The following is a 4,962-nucleotide window of genomic DNA, read 5'->3' as shown; positions in this document are numbered from 1 at the left end:
AGGATGGTTCGGCAGATTTCGCGGGTGTGCTCACCGGCCAGCGGGGCCGGCCGCAGCGGCCATTGCGGCAACGTTTCGAAGTGCGCCACCTGCTTGGCGGTGGGCAGCGCCATGGGGAGGTGATCATGCTCGAGTTGGGTGTAGGCCTGGCGTGCCACCAATTGGGGGTTGGTCAGCAGTTCGGGCAGCCGGACCATCGCGCCGGCCGGCACACCCGCCGCTTGGAGCGTCGTCATCACTTCGGTCGGGGACCGAAGCGCGGTCCACGCGGCCAGCGCGCCCTCGGTATCGGTGCGGTTGTCGATGCGCGCCCTGGTCTCGCAGAAGCGGGGGTCTGACGCCATGTCCTCACGTCCGATGGCGCGGCACAGCCGGGCCCAGTCGTCGTCGTCGCGGACGGTGACGACGCACCACTCGTCGTCACCAGCGCACCCGAATACCCCGGATGGCGAGCAATGGGGATCGGAGTTGCCCGGCGCGGTGAGCCCTCCCGGCTCCAGGGCCTCCTTCACGAGCTGGGGACCGACCTGCACGATTGCGGTGTCTGCCTGCGCCACCTCGATCGCGCCGCCGCGGCCAGTGCGGAGCCGCCGGATCAGAGTCGCGAGCACGGTGGTCGCAGCGACTTGGGCAGCGATGTGATCCGGGTAGACGGTCGAGCCGTCACACAGGCCCTCGGAGGTGTCCGAGTAGCGCCAAAACGCCGACACTCCACAGGCAGCCCGGACGAGCGGACCGTAGCCGAGCCGCCTGTTCCACGGACCCGCACTGCCAAATGCGCTCGACTCGGAGACGATGATTCCCGGGTTGATGGCGGAGAGCACGTCATAGCCGAGCCCCATCGACGCCAGCGTGCCGGGTTTGAAGTTGGCGAGCACGATGTCGGCGTCGAGGGCGAGCTTCTTGAACACCGCGATCCCCTCGTCGCTGCGAAGGTTCAATCCGAGGCTGCGGCGGTTTCGGTGCCCCCAGGCCACCGACGCGGCCAACGCCGCGCCGCGCTTGGATTGCCGTAGACCGTCCGGGAAGTTCGAGTTCTCGATCTTGATGACGTCGGCGCCGTTGTCGGCGAATTGCCGACCGACTTCTGCGCCGAACACGATGACTCCGAGGTCGAGGACGCGCAGACCGTCGAACGGTCGGGTTCCGGGAGGGTGTCCGCCGGCGATTCCTAGCCCAGCGCGTCGGGCGCGCCCGAGGACCGCGTCGTCGTGTTGACCGAGTCGTGGTGCCGCCGAACGAAAGCCGACCCGCTCACCGTCGATCCTGCTGTAGCCGTGCGGAATACGAGCCCGTAAGCCCGGAGATATCTCGGCGTCGACGAGCGCCCCGGACTGGAGGAAGTGCTCTGTGCCGAGCACCTCTGCGGGCAGGTTCAGTCCGCCGATCGGAATCCCGCGGGCCGCTCCCTGCGCGATCAACTCGTCGCGCGTGTAGACACTGAACAGCTCGTCGATGAGCGGATTGAGCCGCTCGGCTGCCGCGAAGCGGGCCGGAATCAGGTCGAAGGCGGGGTCGGCGAACTCCTCCGGTTCACCCAGCCATTCGAACATCGCGCGCCACTGGCGCTTCGCAAGCAGACAGATCCGAACCTGACCGTCCGCGCAGCGATGCACCGGGTAGAAATTGGCAGCATCCGGCCTGCCGCGGGGGTAGTCCTCCGAGCGTCCCGCAGCAGCGGAGCCCTGCACACCGAACCCAGGATCGAACCCGTGCACGATGACTTCGAACGCCGAGACGTCGACCGTCTGACCGCGCCCGGTGTGCAGACGGTCGTAGTACGCAAGCAAAGCCGACCACGCCGTGTGCACGCCCACCGCCTCCTCGACGAGGCCGTTGGGTGGCAGCAACGGCACCCTGTCCGGTTCGCCCGAGCGGGACAGCACACCGCTCAGCGCGTACAGCGTCTGTTCAGTGCTCACCCAGTCGCGGTAGGGGCCGGTTTGGCCGAATCCAGTGATCGACACGTAGACCAGCGCCGGGTTGGCGGTCGTCAGGTCCAAGGGGCCGAGCCCAATGTCCCCCAGACTTCCCGGCGACTTCGACTCGATCAAGATGTCGGCGTCCGCAGCTAGCTCGCGTAGTCGATCACGGTCCGCTGGTTCGTCGACGTCCAGGCAGACGCCCAGCTTGTTGGCGTTGCGCAGCGCGAAGGGAATGCTGACGCCTTCGTGGCGCGGTTCGGCGCGGCGCGAAGACGAGCCGGCGGGCCCCTCGACGAGGATGACTTCCGCCCCGAGATCGGCGAGGAATCGTCCGGCGGAATCGCCCAGCCCATCGGTCAGATCGAGAACCCGGACACCGTCCAAGGGTAGTGCCATCGTGTGCTCCGTTTCCGTGTCCACGGGTGTGCGCGGTGATCGGGTGGTGGTGGCGGCGATAAGCGGCTTCGCCCGGTCGCCGCCTAAGACGTTCCGACGTAGATCGACTTCACGGAGTAGTAGGCGGCCAGACCCTCGGGTCCCAATTCCTTGCCGAGGCCGGAGGACTTCACGCCGCCGAACGGTGCATCCAGCGGCAGCGCGTAGTAGTTGACACCGACCGTGCCGCTTTCGATGCGTGAGGCGAGTTCGATTCCGTGCTGCTCGTCGGTGGTCCACACGGCGCCGCCGAGTCCATACTCCGAGGCGTTCGCAATCTTCACCGCGTGGTCCTCGTCGGTATAGCGGGTGATGACCAGGACGGGGCCGAAGATTTCTTCCTGCGCAATGCGTGCTGCGTTGTCGACGTCGGCGAACACCGTCGGCTCGACGAACCAGCCCTGTGGTTGAGACGTGGGAACGCCGCCGCCAGTCGTGATTCGGTAGCCGTCAGCACGGCCGGCCTCGATGTAACCGAGCACGCGCTCACGCTGAGCGGCACTGACGAGCGGCCCGATCTCCGTCGTCTTGTCGAGTGGGTCCCCGACCGCGAGCGCACGAACGGTTTCGGTGACCACCTCGACCACCTCGTCGTAGCGTCGAGCCGGTGCGAGGATGCGGGTGCCCGCGTGGCAGGTCTGGCCGTTGTTGACCAGGGACACCTCCAGCAGGTTCTTGGCGAACTCGTCCATGTCGGCGGACTCGGTGACGATCGAGGCCGACTTTCCTCCAAGTTCGAGCGTCACCGGACGGAGTAGTCGGCCGCACACCTCGGCGATGCCGCGTCCAGCGTTCGTCGACCCGGTGAAGGCAACCTTGTCCACGCCAGGGTGAGCGACGAGATGCGCACCGGCATCTCGGCCACCGGGGACGATGTTGAGGACGCCGTCAGGCAGCCCTGCTTCCGCGGCGGCATCGGCGAATACGAACGCGTCCAAGGCAGTTTCCGGGGATGGTTTCAGCACGACCGTGCATCCAGCGGCCAGCGCTGGCGCGATCTTCATCGCGGCGAGCGACTGGGGATAGTTCCATGGCGTGATGGCTGCGACCACGCCGATCGGTGCGCGGCGAACGAGGGTGTGACCACGAAAGGCGCCGTGTCGCACATCGTCGATCTGCTCGCCGCGGATCAACGTCGCGTAGTAGGACAACATGGCCGCGGGTGCGAAGCCGTTGACTGACTTGGATAGTGAGATGGGCATGCCGTTTTCTCGGCTGACGAGAATCGCGGCTTCGCGGCCGCGCGACTTGAGCGCGGCACCCATGCGGTCCAGCAGATCGGCGCGTTCCGACGCGGTGAACGACGCCCACGGCCCGGTGAGCGCCCGGCGGGCCGCATCGACTGCGGCGTCGACGTCGGCGTTCGACGCGAGCGCGGCACGACCCAGGACCTTCTCGGTGGCGGCTTCGATCACGTCGGTTGCCGTGCTCGACTGGGGCGCGATCCAACGGCCGTCGATGAATAGTTCGGTTCGATCTGCAGTGATCATGAATGAGCCTCTCGGTGAGTGGGTCCGCGGTCGGCGCGGGAGCTTTCGACGGTGATGTCCCTACTGTCCGTCTCGACTCCGGCGTTCGGTGGAGCTCACGCGCCCGCCGTCGATTCAGTGGGCCGGCCCGGAGCGCGGAGTGTCTTCTGACCGGGGTCGACCGCGAAGTTCTCCAGCTGCGCTGCAAACCACCCACCGTCGCGCTGCACCCAGAAGGAACGCAGCCAGATCACGTGGTCGCCGGTGTCATAGACGGTCTCGCCGATCATGCGATCCCCGTCGGCTCGGACGTCCCTGATCTCGTAGGCGGCTACTGCCCTGTGCGGAGTGTCGACATCCACGAATACGGCGGGGATGTTTCCTGCTCCATGTCGGCAAGCGCCGATTTCACGTCACCTGCCACGACGTATCCGACGTGCTTCTCGTAGATGGGACGGAACTGCTCCACCGACATGCGACTCCTCGATTCCCGACCGGACACGGAGCGGCCCAGGAGTTTGACTGCCCTCCATAAACCTTATCTGTTTAGATTACGAAGCTCAAGGCCCTGGCGGGCAACCTTTGGCGCAACTGACGACCGTTGGGTATCGAGACCACCGAATGGGCGCTGAAGTTTGGCATGTGAGGGGGCAGGGCGCGCGGTCCTTGACGCGCTCAGGCGCAAGTCTGCGATCCCGCGAATGACCCTAACCTCAAGAGATTAGATTGAAGTAGAAGGTGAAGTACTGCTGCCAAACTTAGCGACGGCGATGCGGTCGGTCGTCGATGAGGTGGCACGTCCAAAGGTCGATCGAGGTGCGAGGGAGCACGAAACATGACCGAGATCGTGGCCGAAGGCGTCCCAGCCGACCTCGTCGACCTCGTCAAGGAGCACAGCCGAGCGACCATCACGGGTAATCACCAGAAGGTCCTCGACGACTTTCGGCCCGACCGTCTCGGTCAGCTAATCGGCTCATCGAAGCTTCCGCCAAATCTGGTGTCATCACAGCTGCTGCACATCGCTCCTGACGGTGATGGCCTGATCGCCGGGGTGACCCGCTACACCGCCGCCGATGGCACCGAGACCGTGTTGCGGGCGCGGTGGATCAAGATCGACAAGGGGTGGGTCGTCA

Annotated in this window: 4 protein-coding genes and 1 pseudogene; 1 reads left to right on the top strand and 4 read right to left on the bottom strand. The window is 66.0% G+C overall.

The window, feature by feature from the left end:
* The 4 genes from WAN02_RS13960 to WAN02_RS13945 all read right to left on the bottom strand — a co-directional run.
* On the bottom strand, positions 1-2,321 hold a 2,321-nt coding region (locus tag WAN02_RS13960; RefSeq protein ID WP_422264789.1), incomplete at its 3' end, for a CaiB/BaiF CoA transferase family protein.
* An 83-nt stretch (positions 2,322-2,404) separates the two neighbouring features.
* The gene (locus tag WAN02_RS13955) at positions 2,405-3,850 is read right to left on the bottom strand and encodes an aldehyde dehydrogenase (protein ID WP_422264788.1); all 1,446 of its coding nucleotides are present in this window, start codon (positions 3,848-3,850) and stop codon (positions 2,405-2,407) included.
* A gap of 95 nt (positions 3,851-3,945) precedes the next feature.
* Positions 3,946-4,119 carry a hypothetical protein gene (locus WAN02_RS13950; protein WP_422264787.1) on the bottom strand — a complete coding sequence of 58 codons (174 nt, stop codon included), beginning with the start codon at positions 4,117-4,119 and terminating at the stop codon, positions 3,946-3,948.
* Positions 4,120-4,160: 41 nt separating this feature from the next.
* Positions 4,161-4,304 carry a hypothetical protein gene (locus WAN02_RS13945; RefSeq protein ID WP_422264786.1) on the bottom strand — a complete coding sequence of 48 codons (144 nt, stop codon included), beginning with the start codon at positions 4,302-4,304 and terminating at the stop codon, positions 4,161-4,163.
* A gap of 360 nt (positions 4,305-4,664) precedes the next feature.
* Here WAN02_RS13945 and WAN02_RS13940 point away from each other — a divergent pair.
* Positions 4,665-4,962, top strand: a pseudogene (locus tag WAN02_RS13940) (hypothetical protein); the annotation flags it as partial.

Source organism: Mycobacterium sp. (assembly GCF_049281135.1).
Classification (GTDB): domain Bacteria; phylum Actinomycetota; class Actinomycetes; order Mycobacteriales; family Mycobacteriaceae; genus Mycobacterium.
This window is presented reverse-complemented; position numbering and strand designations above follow the sequence as displayed.